The 17,211-nt window shown below is 49.3% G+C and carries 16 protein-coding genes; 2 read left to right on the top strand and 14 right to left on the bottom strand.

Going from position 1 to position 17,211, the window contains the following annotated elements; all coding sequences use genetic code 11:
- The first annotated feature begins 22 nt into the window (after positions 1-22).
- Positions 23-970 (top strand): matrixin family metalloprotease, encoded by a 948-nt coding sequence (locus FPE01S_RS12525; RefSeq protein ID WP_046369310.1) that lies wholly within the window; start codon positions 23-25, stop codon positions 968-970.
- Here the strand turns inward: FPE01S_RS12525 and FPE01S_RS12520 are convergent, their stop codons facing one another.
- From FPE01S_RS12520 to FPE01S_RS12475, 10 genes are read right to left on the bottom strand one after another with little or no spacing between them, the layout of a single operon-like run.
- The gene (locus tag FPE01S_RS12520) at positions 971-2,275 is read right to left on the bottom strand and encodes a GntT/GntP/DsdX family permease (RefSeq protein WP_046369309.1); all 1,305 of its coding nucleotides are present in this window, start codon (positions 2,273-2,275) and stop codon (positions 971-973) included. It lies immediately after the preceding gene.
- Positions 2,263-3,729, bottom strand: a complete 1,467-nt coding sequence (locus tag FPE01S_RS12515) for a gluconokinase (RefSeq protein WP_083990248.1) — start codon at positions 3,727-3,729, stop codon at positions 2,263-2,265. The genes FPE01S_RS12520 and FPE01S_RS12515 overlap by 13 nt, the downstream gene beginning before the upstream one ends.
- Before the next feature lie 15 nt (positions 3,730-3,744).
- Positions 3,745-4,803, bottom strand: a complete 1,059-nt coding sequence (locus FPE01S_RS12510) for a hypothetical protein (protein ID WP_046369308.1) — start codon at positions 4,801-4,803, stop codon at positions 3,745-3,747.
- Positions 4,804-4,844: 41 nt separating this feature from the next.
- The gene (locus FPE01S_RS12505; RefSeq protein WP_046369307.1) at positions 4,845-5,681 is read right to left on the bottom strand and encodes a hypothetical protein; all 837 of its coding nucleotides are present in this window, start codon (positions 5,679-5,681) and stop codon (positions 4,845-4,847) included.
- A 1-nt stretch (position 5,682) separates the two neighbouring features.
- Positions 5,683-6,162 (bottom strand): TlpA family protein disulfide reductase, encoded by a 480-nt coding sequence (locus tag FPE01S_RS12500; RefSeq protein ID WP_046369306.1) that lies wholly within the window; start codon positions 6,160-6,162, stop codon positions 5,683-5,685.
- Entirely contained in the window at positions 6,159-6,704 is a 546-nt protein-coding gene (locus FPE01S_RS25660) for a heavy-metal-associated domain-containing protein (RefSeq protein WP_046369305.1), read from the bottom strand. The genes FPE01S_RS12500 and FPE01S_RS25660 overlap by 4 nt, the downstream gene beginning before the upstream one ends.
- On the bottom strand, positions 6,704-7,141 hold the full coding sequence (locus FPE01S_RS12490) for a hypothetical protein (protein ID WP_046369304.1): 438 nt from the start codon (positions 7,139-7,141) through the stop codon (positions 6,704-6,706). Before FPE01S_RS12490 ends, FPE01S_RS25660 begins: the two co-directional genes overlap by 1 nt.
- A gap of 53 nt (positions 7,142-7,194) precedes the next feature.
- Positions 7,195-7,599 carry an HYC_CC_PP family protein gene (locus FPE01S_RS12485; RefSeq protein ID WP_157474013.1) on the bottom strand — a complete coding sequence of 135 codons (405 nt, stop codon included), beginning with the start codon at positions 7,597-7,599 and terminating at the stop codon, positions 7,195-7,197.
- A 22-nt stretch (positions 7,600-7,621) separates the two neighbouring features.
- On the bottom strand, positions 7,622-9,625 hold the full coding sequence (locus FPE01S_RS12480) for a putative porin (RefSeq protein ID WP_046369303.1): 2,004 nt from the start codon (positions 9,623-9,625) through the stop codon (positions 7,622-7,624).
- Between the two features lie 6 nt (positions 9,626-9,631).
- Positions 9,632-10,453 (bottom strand): purine-nucleoside phosphorylase, encoded by an 822-nt coding sequence (locus FPE01S_RS12475; protein ID WP_157474012.1) that lies wholly within the window; start codon positions 10,451-10,453, stop codon positions 9,632-9,634.
- Positions 10,454-10,615: 162 nt separating this feature from the next.
- Between FPE01S_RS12475 and lon the strand changes: the two genes are divergently transcribed.
- Positions 10,616-13,018: an endopeptidase La gene (gene lon, locus FPE01S_RS12470; RefSeq protein ID WP_046369302.1), complete on the top strand. Its 2,403-nt coding sequence runs from the start codon at positions 10,616-10,618 to the stop codon at positions 13,016-13,018.
- Positions 13,019-13,138: 120 nt separating this feature from the next.
- On the opposite strand, the gene bioB is transcribed toward lon, so the two are convergent.
- From bioB to FPE01S_RS26010, 4 genes are read right to left on the bottom strand one after another with little or no spacing between them, the layout of a single operon-like run.
- Complete coding sequence (gene bioB, locus FPE01S_RS12465; RefSeq protein ID WP_046369301.1) at positions 13,139-14,122, bottom strand: biotin synthase BioB; 984 nt, start codon at positions 14,120-14,122, stop codon at positions 13,139-13,141.
- A gap of 23 nt (positions 14,123-14,145) precedes the next feature.
- Complete coding sequence (locus tag FPE01S_RS12460; protein WP_046369300.1) at positions 14,146-15,666, bottom strand: hypothetical protein; 1,521 nt, start codon at positions 15,664-15,666, stop codon at positions 14,146-14,148.
- The gene (locus tag FPE01S_RS12455; protein WP_046369299.1) at positions 15,663-17,063 is read right to left on the bottom strand and encodes a class I SAM-dependent methyltransferase; all 1,401 of its coding nucleotides are present in this window, start codon (positions 17,061-17,063) and stop codon (positions 15,663-15,665) included. The genes FPE01S_RS12460 and FPE01S_RS12455 overlap by 4 nt, the downstream gene beginning before the upstream one ends.
- A complete protein-coding gene (locus tag FPE01S_RS26010; protein WP_169749163.1) occupies positions 17,038-17,205 on the bottom strand; it encodes a hypothetical protein in 168 nt (55 codons plus the stop codon). The genes FPE01S_RS12455 and FPE01S_RS26010 overlap by 26 nt, the downstream gene beginning before the upstream one ends.
- Positions 17,206-17,211: the final 6 nt, after the last annotated feature.

Here is a 17,211-nt window from a genome sequence, read left to right as displayed (position 1 = left end):
TGTGTTGTAAATCCAATAGTTTATGAAGCCGTTGTCAACCCTCCTGCTGGCATCCGCCTCCTGGATGCTCTTTTCCTGTGCCAAAAAAGACGAACTTTCTGATCACCTGGCCGATGCCTTGTCCAGCCCCGGCAAACAGGTATCCGGTGTGAATAAACCGGGTGATCTCGACTACACGGTGATGCCGGCCAGTGCCTTTTCTAAACATCATCCGGTGTTGCTGAAAGCCGAATACATGCGTTGTCAGAAGCGCGGCAACAATGATAATGCCACCATCCTGTATAACGATAAAAAAACCAAACCCGACGCAGAGTTTGTAACACGCGATCCCCGGAGAGGCGGCAGGCGCGTGATCACCTATGCGATTGGCAATGCATATACCCGTGATTTCGGCGTGAGCAAACAGGCAGTGAACAATGCGATAGACCGCGCTATGAACAACTGGAGCGAGAGCAGCTGTTCACGATTGATTTTTAAAAAAGTGACCAACGAGGAGAGCATTGGTTATGTTGCCAGCCAGATCGGTTTTGGCGGATGGCCGACCAATATAGCAGACCTGCAGCATGCAGGCTTTCTGCCCCGCGGATTCTTTGACGCACTGACGCCGGATGGCGGCAGCTTTGTGCTGGCCGTTACCTTTACTTTTGTCTATTTTGGTGATGATGGCCTGCCTACGGACATTGACCACAATGGCGTAAATGATGTCGCCTTCCGCGAAACCTACTACAACGACAATTTCAACTGGCGCAACAGCCAGAATACAGATTACGACATTGAATCCGTAGCATTGCATGAAACCGGTCATGCCCTGGGACTATCGCATTTTGGTACGGGCTATCAGCTGCGGAATGGCGATATCCGCTTCAGGCCCAGGGCTGTAATGAATGCGGTATATGTCGGCTCCATGAGACACCTGCAACGGGAAGACAAATCCTTCCAGTGCTCTATCTGGAACGACTGGAATCAATAATCAGACAAAGCAGGAAAACAAGAGGATCAGCAATAGTCCTGCAACGGAAATAATCGTCTCCATCATTGTCCACGACAACAGCGTTTCCTTTACGGTAAGCCCGAAATACTCTTTGAACATCCAGAAGCCGGTATCGTTAACATGACTGCAAAACAGGCTGCCTGCGCCACAGGACAACAACATCCATTCCGGTGACACAGATCCCGCTGCAACCAGCGGGGCGAGTATACCTGCTGCCGTAAGTCCCGCAATGGTTGCCGACCCGATCACCACCCGGATCCCCGCTGCTACCAGCCATCCCGCAACCAGCGGTGGAAACTGATTGCCGGAAATAAATCCCGCCACTTCTGCGGCTACACCGCTTTTCGTCAGCACTTCCTTCAGCGCTCCGCCTGCTGCGATCACCATCATGATAATGGCAACACTTTCAATAGCTTTTCCATAATGGTCCATAATCGTTACGGTCTTCACCCCTCTCGCCCATCCCAGGAACCAGGAGGCAGCTCCTACGGTGATCATCAGGGCGATCACAGGATCACCAATAGCTGCCAGTATTGTTCTCAACAGGCTTTCTTCCGGCAGAAAGGGACCAATGCCGGCAGACATTGCAATCAAAAAAACAGGTAGCAGCGATACGGCAATGGAACGCCCTACAGGCGGTAATGCTTCTGTTGTTTCCAGGGTAGCTGCTTCCCGGGGCATCACGGAGTGATGACGGAATCGCCGGCCAAAAACCACACCTGCAAGGCAAACTGTTGGCACCGCCACCAGGAGTCCATATAAAATCGTTTTCCCGATCGACGCATGAAAAATGGCAGCCAGGCCAACCGGACCGGGATGGGGTGGTAAAAAACCATGAGTAACCGACAACGCCGAAGCTGTCGGAATGGCAACGTATAACAAGGGAAGCCGCGCACTCGCGGCAATCGTAAAAACGAACGGTACCAGTATCACAAAACCTGCGTTGTAAAACAGCGGGATGCCCACCAGGAAGCCCATCAGCAGCACCGCCCACTGAATATGCTGTCTACCCAGCTTGTCCATCAGGAACCTGCTGATCACCGTGGCGGCACCGGTTTTCTCGAGCAGCCGGCCCTGTATGGCACCAAAACAGAGGATCAGCGCCATACTGCCCAGCATGCTACCGATGCCGTCCTGCATGGCTTTTAATAATTCATTCAGCGACATTCCGAAGGCGAGACCGATCAGGATGGTTACCAGTAACAAGGCAATGAACGGAAGTACCTTATTTAGGGTTAGCCAAAAGAGTAATCCGATGGCCAGAACAATGATCAGCACTGACATAGGCGGCTATAGTATTGAAATTGCTTATCGTAGAGTAATTGGGTTTCCTGGTTGGGAAGGAATCGCCTGGTGCCGGCATCGGTCAGCGCTGCAAATGCTTCCAGGCTATCCAGTTGCCCGGACGCCTTCATCGCCATCGCAATTGCGCCCAGGGCAGATTTATCCACTCCTTCAGCAGTAATCTCAACTGGTCGCCGGAGAATATCCGCCATGGTCGTCAACCACGCTTCGCTGGCCGTGAAGCCCCCACTGGCAGCAATGGTATGAATTGAACCTCCTGCCCTTTCCAGGTGCTGCAACAGTTTCCGGAATCCAAAACAGATCCCCTCCACCATCGCCCGCTGGAAATGCACCTGTTCATGACTGCTGGTAACGCCGGCAAATATTCCGGTAGCTTCCGCATCCCACACAGGTGCCCTTTCTCCCCAGAACCAGGGAACGCATGTCAAACCACCGGCACCCGCAGGTGTTCGCAATAAAGCCTGGTTAAAATCGGTCAGTACGGCACCCGGGTCACCAGGTTTGATCGCCACCGCCTCCTGCCACCATTGAAGCGCTATACCACCGTTATTGGTAGCACCGCCAATTACACAGTAATCACCATCGAGGATATAGGTGAACAATTTCTGTTCTTCGTCTGTCCATAACTGTTTGCGGGTTATCCGGATGGCGCCGCTGGTACCGATGGTAAGTGCTGCGGCGCCGGGAGAAAGTATACCCGAACCCAGCTGTGCCAGGCAACCATCACTGCCACCAATTACCAGGCTCACGGGGTAATCGACCTTATGAAGTGCCGGCAGCAGGTTAGCCAAAGGCTGGCGTATATGCGTGGCCGGTACGGGTAACGACAACTGGTCCGGCCTGATGCCCGCCTTCAATACCGCCGGCAGGTGCCAGTACTGGTCTGCCAAGGAGAACAAACCGGTAGCAGAAGCAAGACTGGTATCAATCTCCCAGTATCCAGTCAGGTGATACCAGAGGTACTCTTTTATACCTACACACTTCGCTGCGTGATCGAGCAACGCAGGATGCTGCTGCCGCAACCATGCCAGTTTGCAGAATGGCGACATCGGGTGTAATGGCGTTCCGGTAACAGCAAAAAAAACAGCTACTTCACGGTCTTCCCGAAGTCTTGGCAAAATCGGCTGACTGCTGTTGTCTGCCCAGGTTTGCAGGGTGCTGAGCGCAGCGCCCTGATCGTCACACAGCAACAGGCTGTGCATGGCGGCACTGCACCCGATCACCAAAGATTCAGCAGCAGCGGGCAATTGCAGCAAGGCTGCTTCTACCAGGTAAATACTGTGAGATAATATTTCCGGCGCATCGAGCCGCGCACCATGCCCCAGCTCATATCCTTTTTTTGCCTGAAACACTACATGGAGTTGCTCATCAGTAACGATCAATTTGGTATGAGTGGTCCCGATATCTAATCCCGCAAAGTAGCGCATAGGCATTGCAATGCCACCAATTTACTGATTTGTTGCCGCCATACCGTCGAAATACAGTGGAAAATGCCGGCTATGCCGCTTGTTGATCCGGAATATTTCCATCAGTTCAAGTGCTGCCGCCTCCAGGTATTTCCCGTCTCTGCTGTCATAGTCGTTCAAAACAAGGCTCGTGGCTGCAGTAGCCGAAAGACCAGGGTTATCCAGGTAATAGTGAATCTTCGCCAGCATATAATAGGCGGCATACCTTAATTTCCTGTCAGCTTTGCTTCTGCCGGAATACTTATCCGGCAGCGATTCAAAATAAGTAATATCTGAAGCGATGCTGCGCTTTACATCATCCAGGGGAACGTCTGGCTGAAGCAGGATGAGGCCGTTCTTTACATTGCCCCAATGCTGTCGGAAAGCCTCGTATTCCGGGTGCTGCCGGCTATCCAGTACCCATACCTGGTCGGAAATCCGGCGTTCCGCATAGCCGTAACTGTTAGTCAGGTCAACAGAAAGATCGCGGATGGTTTTGGTAACGACGGAATAACTCAGGGGGCCGGTAAGGTCAAAGCTGTTCATCATGAGGCCGGACACCTCGGCACGGCTACTTTTTTCAGGGCCGGTATACTGAAACGACTGGTTCCTGGTAACCAGTTGCCTTGATTGCAGGGTCCTGCCCTGCCTGTCTCGCAACTCCATCCGCGCAGCATAATAGTAAGTCAGTACCGGTGCATAGAATCTGCGTGCAGATATGATCTTGCCTTCCTTGTCTTTCTTTACTTCTTCGCGTTCGGCAATGGCAGATTTTGTCACCACCAGGTCTTCCATCACCAGCGAAACAGCGATATCCGCGCCATCCACAACCCCCATCCATCCTTCAATGTACAGGGTTTCCGTGCCCCTGGCCTGCTCCCGGGCCACCCGCATCAGCGGACCCGTTTGCAATTGAAAGGCATAAGTATGGTATCCGGAATCAATGGGTTGCCTGGGCAGATCGCGGTAAGCGACAGAAAACGAAAATCGGTCAAGATCAACTTTTTGGGCGGTTAATCCTTGCAGGAACAGCAAACCGGCCAATAGCATTTTGGTTTTCATAAGTACGGGTTGGCCAGCCTATAACGCTTCCACCCGGCCTTTTATTCTCTCCTTCGCTTCCGGAACACCTGCAAAAAACTCGTTTCCACGCTAAGAAAATAATTATTGCGGGCCAACCGGGTCATATCACCGGTCACCTGGAACCTGGCGCCGGCATTGACCTTGATACGACTATTGAAAATCAATTGGATAGCGGGAGCGGCATCGAGATAATAATTGCCTTGCTCCAGCCCCTTCGCCCCCAGCATTTCCAGGTAAAGATTCCCGTTCATCTGCCGGTAGTCGTCGTTATGGAAGGGAAACAGCAGGTACCCAGCAGAAAAGCTGTAATTAATGCTGTTCTGGTCATGCAGGGAAGCGTGCGCCGGATCTTTAAACTTTTCGTCGAAAATCCGCATGACACTGGCCGTTCCGGATATGGCCAGCCGGTTCAACAATTGTGTCGCTACTATTCCGCCTTGAATTCCACTATTGTCACCATCCAGGGTCATCTCGTCATACACCATATCATTCCGCGACCAGGATCCATCTGCGAAAGCAGCCATCCGGAAATGCCTGTGAATATCATCCTCGCTGAGGAAACGCCATTTCACATAACCCTTAAACGATTCAGGTTGCAATGCACTGCTGTAGAAATCTGAAAAAGTTCCGCTGACCTTCACCTGCACCGCTTTGCTGATACCAGCCATCAACTCCGGTGTATAGCGTTGCGCAAATGCCCCGGTGTACTGATTTCGGGTATACCTTGCCGCCAGCTTTGCATTGAGGCTCCCCCCGGGTATATTGGATGCAGGCTCTGTGAATACATACAACTCCTGCGCCCGCAGGGACAGTGCCAAAAGCACCGCCCCTGTGGCCAGGATAACTGATCTGATCATGTTATTCTTTTAATGCTTCCTGGAGATACCGCTGCAACTCCCTGGTGCCGGGATCGACGGAGATAATCACACCATGCTTATCAATCAGAAATGCCGTGGGCAACATGGCCACACCCCATGCATCAGCCGTCGGTGTTCTCCTTCCGCCTCTTTCGTTAAACTGCATCCAGTTGATACCATCTTTGCGGATGGCAGTTTCCCATGCTGTCGAATCGTGATCGAGGCTGATGCCCATGATCTCGAATCCCTTGCTGTGGTAACGCCGGTAGACAGAAACAAGAGACCGGTTGCTTTCCCGGCAGGGCATGCACCAGCTTGCCCAGAAATCCACCAGCACAACTTTACCTTTCAATGCCGAAAGCAACATTGTCTGGTTATCGCGGCCAACAATAGAGATCTCCGGTGCAGGCCTGCCTACCCTGGGTTGTGCCTGAATACCAGATGTAAATAGCAGTGCAACGATCAGGAAGCAATTTTTCATATGGTTACGTGGTAGATTCTTGTTGCCTCTTTAACGCCGTTTTTTTGACAGCATTGTCCGGATTTGCCGGTTTGAATACAAGGCATCGTTGTTTCAGCACTGTATTTTTTAAAAACCTTCGCCACCACGAAATTTTTGTCCACCACAGTCAGCACGGCACTTCCCGTGAGCACCTGGTCTTTCACGCCAATGAAGTGGAACATTTTCCCGCCAATATCCTGGTGGGTGTCCTGCTTTACCCGGAGGCCGCTGAAATCGCCTTTCAACTGGAGTTTTGCAACAGAAAAGCCTGCATCTTCAACACCTTTGCGCAAAGCATCCGGATCTACCGTAACATCTTTTTTAAAGACAATGGTAAAAGATGACGTCTTAATCTCCGGCACCACTTTCTCTACAAAAGACAACTGCTCCAGTGAACTGTTGATCGCCCTGGTACACATGGCACAGGTCAGTCCGCTCGCCTGAAGGGTTGCGCTGCTGAATTGCGCCCACGCGCTTCCGGCCACCGCCAGGAGGCACCACAACATCATGATCTTTTTCATCAGGAACGATTTGGGGTTGACGGCAATGTGTTTTCTGCAGTGGATTTTTTAGAACAGCATCCACTGGTGCATCCCTTGTCTGCGCTGCAGCAGGCTTCACCGGAGCAACATTTGCTTTCAGCACAACAGGAAGCACCTCCGCAACATGCGCCGCCTTTACAGCAATCCCCCTGGGTGCAACAGTTGCCGTTGGCGCAACACGCTTTCTTTTCAGCAGATGCAGCTGATTTGGCACAGCAATCCTGCTTGGCCTTGCCCGCTTTTGCGACAACCTGTTTGGGTGTTGCTTCGTGACAGGAAGCAACTGCGGCTGATTTCTCTTTTTTGCAGCAGGAATGCTGAAGTGCAGCCTGCTGTGGAAGTAATGTAGTGTCTTTGGAAGCCATGGCCAGGTTAAAACATCCCAGCAACAGCAATAAACTGAATATTGATTTCATGAGTTTTGTTTGAATATGAACGAAAGAATTGCCTGTAGATACAAACAATCAGCTCATATTCTGAAAACACAAAGAAGGGAAAGTGGCGGATCAGTCAGATCCGGCGGCGGATTTGGCCGGAAAGGATAAAGACAGCGGTCCTGCAATACAGTTGGCGGTTCGGCCTCAAATGGTTTGCTGTTCAGGACCAGTACCGGTGCATCCAGCTGAAAATGCAGGGAAGCAGGCTTCTGATCATCTTTTACCTGAAGAGACTTGTATTCATCCTTGCAGCAATGTTTGCCGGAGCCGGACTTATCCATCCCGCATTTGCCACAATGGGTATCGTCGTCACCGATATGGAATAACCTGATGCCGGTATCTGCAACACGGCCCATGCAATGATGAATTTCGACCATAAACCCGCTGGAAACCAGCAGATACAGGAAGGCCATCGCTATGGTCAGGAATTTCTTCACCCTACAAAGATAACCGCTATTGTCAATTTACAAAGCTCCAGAAGATGCCCAGCCGCAATTGGAAGCCCGGAGTAGGATAATATGGCGCCGCCAGGTTGTTATTTGTCCACCCGAAACTACCGCCGGCAAAGCTCGCTGTATTGAGGTTTTCAGCACGGAGATAAAGGGTGAATCCCCGGATCCTGAAGTGCAGGTACGCCGTGAGATCAGGAAATTTCATCGAGATCTGCATGGTATCCTGGTAGAAGAACTGGCTTTGCAGGGGTGAATACTGATCGGCTTTATAGGGGCTAAAATACCTGCCTTCCAGGCCTGCTGCAAAGCTCAGGTTTTTGAACCCCAGGTTACCCTCGTATCCGAACCGCTGGAAGGTGAAAAATAACGGCATATTAACAGGTCCGTCTCCCAGTCGTTGATTGATCTGCACATTGGCCATCCAGTGCCAGCGTCTTCCGACCCGGAAGGTCTTCTCCGCTTCTATATTGAAAACATTGAAGAGCGCTGAGGCCTGATCGGTAACATAATAATTTTTGAAATACGCGAAGTTGCTGACGAGGTAGTAACTCGCAGCAAGACGCCACCGGTATTCATCGTTGTTCACCGCACCGTAAATACGGGTAACATTCTCCTTGTTAAAGGTAGGCATCGCACCAAAGCTGAAACTGCTCGATGTTTCGTAAATATAGGAAGGCGTCCTGTTCACGTTCTGCAATCCAATGGAAGCATATCCCAGTTTCCGGCTCAGGAATCTTTGCAATGAAGCATTGAAATCAAAATCGCCGTTGTTAAATCCTGCCAGGTAGAATTTACCGCTGGCTTGTATATCCCATTTCCTGTTCCGGGTACGGTTGCGGTATTCGCCATGCAGGAACATGTTATAGAATGTGCGGCGGCCATCGGAAAAATCTCCCGTCAGGTTCTGGAAAGAAAAACCCGCCTTCAGGAATTGCTGCGCATTCCGTTCATCCGGAAAACTGTACAGTGAAAAATCATTGACCAGGTCCTTCCAGTGCTCCTCCAGCGTAAAGCCGTTATTGAGAGCGGTCAGAAAATTATAATGTTTCACGTAAAAGCTGTCGTCAGGCTCGGCATCGTAATACTTAAACTTGTGCAGGCTGTACTGCACGTTATATTCCATCCTCAGTTTGGGATAAAACAGTTTTTGAACAGTGGAATCCGTTACCACTGAATCTTTTTTTCCCAGGTCATATTGCTGCCGCAGCAGGAAGGTTGTGGACGACTGCCGGTTGCCCGTATTCAGCTTGCTGTTGAGAAAGCTTTGCTCCGGCCTTACATAGTTACCCAGCTGAACAGGTATAGAACTTCTTTCCTTGTAGGTAGTAACATTATCCAGGTAGTCCTGGTCATCGCGGATGCCACCATTTTCATTTGCCTGCATCACATTCGCTAGCAAAACGAAGTAGAGATTATACCGTTTGTTTTTTGACTGGTAATGGGTATTGAAAAGATACCGGTTATGCGCTACATTCTGGTTCTTGAAAAATCCTGGTGAATTGATGAGATCGTACTGAAATGCAGCATTCCAGTTCGGCTTGATGTTTTGCGTATGCATCAGGTGAATGATCTGCTCTGAACGGCTGCCCAGCAGGTAGCCGAGTTCAGAGTACGGCCGGGTCGTCTGAAAGAACCTGACCTGGTCCATCCTGATCTTGTAAATATCGAATGCGTGAAACCCCGGGTCCCATCCGCTGTTCATCAGGGGATGGAAGGCAAATGCCCGGGCTGCAGATCCGGTATTGCCCAGTGAGGTGTAATTGGCAGGCAGTGGGTATTTGCTCCTGAAATCAACCACGGAAGAATCGAATTTCTGCATCCTGGAAGAATCGAGAAAGCGGAAGCGGATGGTGATCGAATCTTCGAGGTTATCGCGATGCTTGAGGCTATCCTGACCTTTTGAGCCCCCGCCCATGCCACTCATTCCCGGAAGGCGGCGAAGCGGGTTTTGCGCCCGTGTCTGGAGGGCGGTCAGCAGTAGTACTATCGTGAATATATATACGCTTCGCATCAAGGGTCAGAGGGATAAGACCAGTTCTTTGAACAGGGTGGTAAGCCTGGGCTCCGCTGCCTTGGCTGCGGTCAATACTTCTTCGTGGGTGATGATGTTGTCTTCCTCCCGGATGCCCAGGTCCGTGATCACACTCAGCGCAAAAACCTGGATGCCCATATGCCGGGCTACGATCACTTCCTGGACGGTGCTCATGCCAACAGCATCTGCACCCAGCAGGTGAAGCATCCTGTACTCTGCCCTGGTTTCAAATGTCGGCCCCGTAACGCCGACATATACACCGGAATGTACTTTTATTCCTTTGTCATGCGCAATGGCCCTGGCCTTTTTCACCAACGCTTTGCTGTAGGGCTCACTCATGTCGGGAAACCGCGGACCGAGCTCCTCCTCATTTTTCCCCAGCAGGGGATTCACCGTAAACAACGAAATCTGATCGCTGATGATCATCAGGTCACCTACCGCGAAATCCGGGTGCATACCGCCAGCCGCATTGCTGATCAAGAGGGTACCGATCCCCAGTAATTTCATTACCCGGATCGGATAGGCCACTTCCTGGGCAGTATATCCTTCGTAATAATGAAACCTGCCCGCCATCGCCAGCACCTTTTTTCCACCCAGTTCGCCGAAGATCAGCTTACCGGAATGACCCTCTACCGTTGAGACCGGAAAATGCGGCAGGTCTTCATAAGAAATTTCAGCCTCCACTTCCATTTCCGCTATAAGATTCCCCAATCCGCTCCCCAGCACGATCCCCACTTGTGGTATATGAGGATAACGGCTTTTGATAAATCCGACCGTTTCGGCCAACCTTCCCATCAAAGCTGACATACTAGTGTTTTAAATATGGCGGCAAATATAACCTATATGGCTTCTTTTCCGCCAAAATTGGTCAATAGTCTGGCATGGCACCAATCTTGTCACCACTATTCAGAACCCCTGACATCAAATTTGCAGGCAGGAAATGTTATTTTGTCATAAGAATCAGCTAAAATGATCGAATCAAAGTTTTATATGAATGCAGACGATGAGATGGATTTTATTCCAATAATTCCGCTGAACGAACACGAAACTGAAGACAATACAGAACTTGAAGTACCGGCGGATCTTCCCATTCTGCCCCTTCGCAACACTGTCCTTTTTCCGGGAGTAGTGCTGCCCATCACCGTTGGACGGGACAAAAGCATCAAGGCCGTCAACGAGGCGAACAAGCATAACCGGTTGGTGGGTGTGGTCGCGCAGAAAGACAGCAATGTTGCGGATCCCGGAAAAGATGACCTGGAAACGATCGGCACGGTTGCCAAAATCGTTAAACAAATCAAGATGCCCGATGGTGGCACTACTGTCATCATACAGGGTAAGCGGCGCTTCACGCTTGACCACTTCACTTCTGAAGAACCCTATTTTAAAGCCCATGTCAGCCTGATCGAAGAAGCCGCAGCCGGCAACGACGACAATATGGCTGCCTATATTGCCAATATCAAGGACCTCGCCAACCAGATCATCCAGCTTTCACCACATATTCCATCTGAAGCACAGGTCATCCTGAAAAATATTGAAAACCCATCCTTCCTGATCAATTTCGTATCCAGTAACCTGAATACGGAACTCCAGGAAAAACAGCAACTGCTCACGCTTAACGGCATCCAGGAAAGAGCAGAATTGCTGATGAAGCTGCTGCAGCGGGAACTGCAGTTCGCTGAATTAAAAAACAAGCTCACCAATAAAACAAAAACTGAACTCGACAAGCAGCAGCGGGAATATTTCCTGCAGCAGCAGATGAAAAGCATCAAGGAAGAACTGGGTGGCGATACCAACGAACTTGAATTGAAGGAAATGCGGAAAAAGGCAGAGCAGAAGACCTGGTCTGCCGCTGCGAAAGACATGTTCCGCAAAGGCATTGAGAAGCTTGAAAGGATGCATCCTTCCACGCCCGATTATTCTGTGGTCTACAATCACCTCGACCTCATGCTCGATCTCCCGTGGGGCGACTATACAACCGATTCATTTGATCTTAAAAATGCCCGGAAGGTGCTTGATCATGACCATTACGGTATGGATAAGATCAAGGAAAGGATCCTGGAATATATTGCCGTGCTCAAATTGAAAGGCGATCTGAAAAGCCCGATCCTCTGTTTTGTCGGACCTCCCGGCATCGGGAAGACTTCACTCGGCCGCAGCATTGCATCGGCCATTGGCAGGAAATATGTTCGGCTCAGCCTCGGTGGTCTCCATGATGAAAGTGAGATCCGCGGGCACCGCAAAACGTATATCGGTGCCATGCCCGGCCGCATCCTGCAAAGCATCCGGAAAGTGAAATCCGGTAACCCTGTCATGATCCTCGATGAGATCGACAAGGTGGGTGCCGATCACCGGGGCGATCCCTCCTCTGCCCTGCTGGAGGTACTGGATCCCGAACAAAACCATACGTTCTACGACAACTATCTTGAGTTGGAATATGATCTCAGCAAAGTATTGTTTATCGCCACTGCGAATAATATCAACAATATCCAGCCGGCATTAAGAGACCGCCTGGAGATCATCGACCTCAGCGGTTATGCCATCGAAGAGAAAGTGGAGATCGCAAGGCGACACCTTGTTCCCAAACAGAAAGAGGCACATGGTCTATCCAAAATCCCGTTCAGGATCAATGATAAAGTGCTGGAGAAAGTAGTGGAAGATTATACCCGTGAAAGCGGTGTACGTGAACTGGACAGGCAACTCGCTTCGATCATGCGTTCCCTCGCAAAAGAATATGCACAGGAAGAAAAACTGAAACCTTCCCTGAGTATCGGCGATGTTGAACAGATCCTTGGCAAACCCAAATACAGCAACGATATCTATAAAACATCCAATATGCCCGGTGTGGCTGTCGGACTGGCATGGACGTATGTTGGTGGAGACATCCTGTTCATTGAAACCGCGTTGAGTGAAGGAAAAGGCGAACTGCGGCTTACCGGTAATCTCGGTAATGTGATGAAGGAAAGCGCCAGTACTGCATTGACCTATATCCAGGCCAACGCCAAAAAACTGGGTATATCCGCCGATCAGTTTCAGAAAAAGAACATTCATATTCACGTGCCCGAAGGTGCTGTTCCCAAAGACGGTCCAAGTGCCGGCATCACCATGCTCACGGCAATTACTTCTGCCTTTACCGGGAAGAAAGTTAAACCCTACCTCGCCATGACAGGCGAGATCACGCTGAGAGGACAGGTATTACCCGTGGGTGGTATAAAAGAAAAAGTGCTTGCCGCCAAGCGGGCCGGCCTTAAAGAAATCATCCTTTGCTGGCAGAATGAAAAGGACGTTGCGGAAATTGAAGAGGATTATATCAAAGGCCTGGATTTTCATTATGTTAAAACCATGCAACAAGTATTGGATATTGCACTAACCTGAACAATCACCTTTCTGATTTGTAATTGAAGTAGTTGAAATTTTCATGTTGGTTGTTTTAAGGGTTAAAAAAGCCCCTCCATGTTAATGGCGGGGCTTTCTTGTTTCAGGCAGGTTTGATATTTATCCTGCACAAGCTTCTTCCAGCACTTGTGGTTTAAATGCCTCCCTGGGTTTGAGACCAAGCAACTGAAACATTTGCTGGTCTTCCTCAAATGATGGATTGGGCGTAGTTAATAATTTTTCACCTGCAAATATTGAATTAGCACCAGCCATAAAACAAAATGCCTGTTCGGTGACGTTCATTTCATTTCTTCCTGCACTTAAACGCACCATGGAACCAGGCATCAGTATCCTTGCCGTAGCGATCATCCTGACCATATCCCAGACATCAACTTTCTGATTATCCTGCAACGGTGTTCCGGCTACAGGCACCAGTGCATTAATGGGAACGGATTCCGGATGACGGGGCAATGTGCTGAGGGTATGGAGCATCCCGATACGGTCATCATGCGATTCCCCTAACCCGATAATGCCACCGCTGCAAACGCTGATACCGGCTTTGCGAACATTATTCAGTGTGTTGAGTCGGTCATCATAGGTCCGGGTAGTAATAATATCTCCATAATGCTCCTCGGAAGTATCAAGGTTGTGATTGTATGCATGCAATCCCGCTTCCTGGAGCCTGGCCGCCTGTGATTCGGTAAGCATCCCCATGGTACAGCAGACTTCCATACCCAGTTCATTTACACCTTTAACCATGTCGAGTACGCGGTCGAAATCGCGGTTGTCCCGCACTTCCCTCCAGGCTGCACCCATGCAGAACCTGGTCGAACCTGCTTCCCTTGCTCTCTTCGCATAAGTCAGCACATCATCTGTTTTCATCAGTGCCTTAACATCAACACCCGTATTATAACGGGCAGCCTGCGGGCAGTAGGCACAGTCTTCCGAACAGCCGCCGGTTTTGATTGACAATAAAGTACAGACCTGCACTTCCGCAGTATCCTGGTATTCACGATGAACCGTTGCAGCCCGATAAACCAGCTCCAGCAAAGGCATATGGTAAATTTGCTCTATCTCTTCCTTTGTCCAGTTGTTACGAATCATAATCCGTTAGTTTTTTTGGGTGATTACTTCTCGACCTTATCATACAAAAATATGGTACTATCGGGCATAAGTGGCAATTTCTGTCCCAGACTTGTGTTGAATATTGAAGGAAACAGGTTCACCAGGGTGGTTGAATCCGGTAGCGGCCTCCGGATCGGGTCCGGGAGGTAAACTGCGCAGAAATTATCAAAATATTGCATTCCGTAACCCTGGTCAAATTCAGGGCGGAAACCATGATCGCCAGCAATAATAATGATTGCAGCGCCATTAGTTCGTTGAAGGAGAGAATCGGCAAAACTGCTGAGTTCCCTGTTAACATATTGCAGATTACTACCGTAAGCTGCTACTTTTTGTGCCCTGGTGGTATCCCTTAACTGAAGCTCAGGCAAACGGAGAGCGCCAAGGCTATCGTGCAAAAAAGGTTCATGCGCAATGAACAGATGGGAATACACCATAAATGGCTTCTTATGCGTCCCCCCCGCCGATCGTAATGTTTCTTCTTTAACCCAGGTATGATATGCCTCTAACTGCTGCTGTTGGGAATAAAGCGTTTTGACGGGATCACTTTCCCAAAAATGAAATCCGATATCCTTCAAAATTTTTCCCGGAAGGGTATTTTCTTTCAAAGCGGTTAACAGTCTTGGCTGAAAACTGGTCCGTACTGCGGGGCGCAGGCCCTTCTCCATAAAACTCGAATAAGCATAAAAGGAATAGTCATTATTCCCGAGATAATTCATCAGGCGGTTGTTTTGCATGAGCCGCATCGCTGAAAGATAGTCATCATACACAAGTGCTTTCCGCCCGGGCACTTCCAGTAAGTCCATATTCAAAAGTGATGCTACTGAAAAATGTGTCCAGTAATAATTGGAGCGGGAATGCGGAAGCACCTGAAACCCTTTTTCAGCCAGCCCTGAATCCAGGGATGAATTATCGATGCCATAATAACGCTGAAGTGAACTGCTACCGGCCAATTCATCTACTATTATCAGGTAAATATCCGGACGCTTTTCAACCACGCTGCCTGACTCTGGCTTCCGGGAATGTGATTGCAACCCCACAGTTCCGCTGTTATTCTTCCCTAATATCTGTCCGAAAAGTTGTATCAATTGTAAGCCGGAAAAAATCATCACCACAACAGTAAAATACCTCCAGGCACCGGCAGACCGCGACCCTGACCTCAGAATAATATAAAAACCAATTGTCAAAAACACACAAAGAGCTGGCAATTGGAATTTGTAGCGCTTCAGGAAGGAATCAGGAAAAAGATCATTAACAGCGTCATGAAAAGCACTGAAAAAAAAATAGACAATCAGCAGGAGTACCAAGCCCAGCCTGGACCTGTCGTTACTATGGGTAACCATCCTTAGAATCAACCAGATGATCCCGAATAACAATAGGTGAACGGATAAAAAACCAGAACAATCAGCGATATCTGAAAAAGGATAATAGGACCTGATGATGGGAAGTGCGAAGGCAACCATGAATAGCAGGATCACACCAAACACCAGCAGTAAATCCCTGGCTGAAAAAGCTAAACGCTTCATGTGTTTCTCTTTAACAGGTAAATGATCCTCTTTTCTTCACTAAGCATGCGGATTTCAATTATCCTGAAAAAAACTGATACAGCTTTCTCAAACGCTTCGCGGGAATAACCAGGAATCAATTGTTCCTTCCCACGGGAAATAATCTGCGTTTTTTTATCATCCACGGGCACATATTCAACAATCAGAAATTGCCTGCAGATGCTGGCGGTAAAAGCGGCTATGTCCGCAAGTGGAATATTATACTGAAAATACAGGTGATGCCATAATGCAAGCGACAGACAGGTGTCAGCTTCGAGGCGGTCGATCAACTGTTTGTCTTCACTATTCCGCCATCCCAGTGCCGGGGAAGGATTGGATATATCAGCGACTATTGTCAACAGGGAATTAACCGGCGATTGATGATTTGCTCTCGCCAACTGATCTATAGCCTGAACATCCGAATCAATTGCAATTACGCGATATCCGGCCTGCTGAAGCATGCGTGAAAAATAACCGTTGTTACATCCAAGGTCCGTAGCAGTTATGCCATTGGTCAACTGAATAAGTTCCTCAACAACTGCGGCTTTTTCATTGAGGTAACCCTCCCCGGATATACTTCCTGAATAGTAGTCCTCCCAGGTCGTTTTGGAAGCCCGGGGCTTTAATGAAGCCACCATTCCGCGAAGATGCAGCAGCACCCGCTCCAGTTTTTCAAACGAAAACGTTGCTGCCGGATCACTGCCGGATGTGTTTACAGACAGTCGTTTGTTAAGGTGCACATGCATTAATATACCCAAATTCAACCTGGTTCGCCAGGGTAGTCTTGAAGCTGCATAAGCCGCACTGAAGCCTTCCCGTCTGAAAATAAACTCCTGCAATACTGTTGCATCACAATAAGCAGCCAGCAACAAAGGATTCAGAAAATGCTGGCAGAATTGCCGGTAGGCAACCCAGGGTTTCGACTTATCGTAACGTTCCAGTGATAATGTATCAACCAGAACCGGCCTGCAACCATCAAACTGAATATTCCAGGCACTGGCATCCTTAAGGATCATGCCTTTGGCCATTGCCTTTAAATTGATATCAAGCGTTAGTACAGCGGCCTGCTGCAGTTGGAAAAAAGACCATTCATAAGGATAGCTGACAAAGCTGAGCCATTTCGGGCGCAACACACACCAGGCTTTTCCATCCAAACCTTTGTGTTCCGGAACAATTTCATGAGAAATCAGCTGTCCGGCGTCAGACAATTCCTGATACAGACCAGACCCGGTCAACAACTTGAAGTTGTCTGCATAAACCGGGTTAACCTGGCGAAGAGGGATGTCATTTTCAAAAAAAAGAAAACCGGCCGGGTCTCTGAAAGAGCCCCCCAATCGCCGCACACCTGTCAGATCAGGCACCTGGTTCCTTTTTGTCATCCCTTTTTCTGCCGGTGAAAAATGTCCGTATCCGGAACCAGATATTCTTGAAATAGAACATAGCGCCCAAAATAGCAGCGATGATCATCTGAACCAGGTAACTACCGCTTCCGGGATCTATATACAGAAGAAATTTCGACATAAAAGT

The sequence above is a fragment of the Flavihumibacter petaseus NBRC 106054 genome (assembly GCF_000974785.1).
GTDB lineage: Bacteria > Bacteroidota > Bacteroidia > Chitinophagales > Chitinophagaceae > Flavihumibacter > Flavihumibacter petaseus.
This window is presented reverse-complemented; position numbering and strand designations above follow the sequence as displayed.